The following is a 1212-nucleotide window of genomic DNA, read 5'->3' on the forward strand; positions in this document are numbered from 1 at the left end:
ACGGGCCCCAGGCGATCGAGGTGGCGGGCAGCCCCTCGGCGCGCCGCCGCTGGGCGAGCGCGTCCAGGAAGGCGTTCGCGGCGGCGTAGTTGGCCTGGCCCGCGGCGCCCACGGTGCCACTGGTCGAGGAGAACAGCACAAACGCGGACAGGTCGAGATCGCGGGTCAGCTCGTCCAGGGCGAGCGCGGCCTCGGCCTTCGCACGCAGGACGGAGGCGAAGCGCCCGGGGGTCAGCGACTCCAGAATGCCGTCGTCCAGCACCCCGGCCGCATGCACCACGGCCGTCAGCGGCAGCTCGGCGGGGAGGTCGGCCAGCAGCCCGGCCAGGGCCTCCCGGTCGGCCACATCGCAGGCGGCGACGGTGATCCGGGCGCCGGATGCGGCGAGTTCATCGCGCAGCTCGGCCGCGCCCGGGGCGTCGAGGCCCCGGCGACTGGTGAGCACCACATGCTCGGCGCCCTTGTCGATCAGCCAACGGGCCACCTGGCCGCCCAGCGCGCCCGTACCGCCCGTCACCAGCACCGTGCCGCGGGCGCTCCAGCCCTCGGCCTCCGCCACCTGCCGCGCGGTCGCCCGCGCCAGCCGGCGGCCGAACACCCCGGAGGCGCGGACCGCGATCTGGTCCTCGTCCCCGGCGCCGGCGAGCACCACCGCGAGCCGCGACAGCACCCGGTCGGTCATGGCCTCGGGGAGGTCGATGAGACCGCCCCAGCGGTCGGGCAGCTCCAGGGCCGCCACCCGGCCAAGTCCCCACACCTGGGCGGGGGCCGGGTCCACCGGCTCGCCCTGGCGCCCCGTCGAAACCGCGCCCCGGGTGGCACACCACAGCGGCCCGTCAATCGCGGCATCGCCCATGGCCTGCACGAGGGCGGCCGTGGACAGCAGGGCGTCGGCGTCCCCGGTGGCCAGCAGCGAGAGCACACCGGCCACGGCGCCACCGTCGGCCGCCGTACGCAGCCGCTCGGCGATGCCCGCGCGGTCCTCGGCGGCGGCCAGGTCGAGCCGCCGCACCTCGGCGCCCCGCTCGGTCAGCGTACGGACGACACCGTCCGTCCACGCCTCGGCGGCCGTGTCCTCGGCGGGGGCGGCGACAAGCCACACCCCGGACAGCCGGGCCGCGGAGCCCAGCGACAGCGGCTTCCACGCCACCTGGTAGCGCCAGCCGTCGACACCGGCGGCTGCCCGGCTCGCCACCGGCTCCTCGGGCCAGT

Annotated in this window: 1 protein-coding gene; it reads right to left on the reverse strand. The window is 77.3% G+C overall.

The genetic code is table 11. The features are described from left to right. Positions 1-1212: beta-ketoacyl reductase (locus KN815_RS41445; RefSeq protein ID WP_216346945.1), on the reverse strand; the 1212-nt coding region annotated here is incomplete at both ends.

Source organism: Streptomyces niphimycinicus (genome assembly GCF_018883605.1).
GTDB lineage: Bacteria > Actinomycetota > Actinomycetes > Streptomycetales > Streptomycetaceae > Streptomyces > Streptomyces niphimycinicus.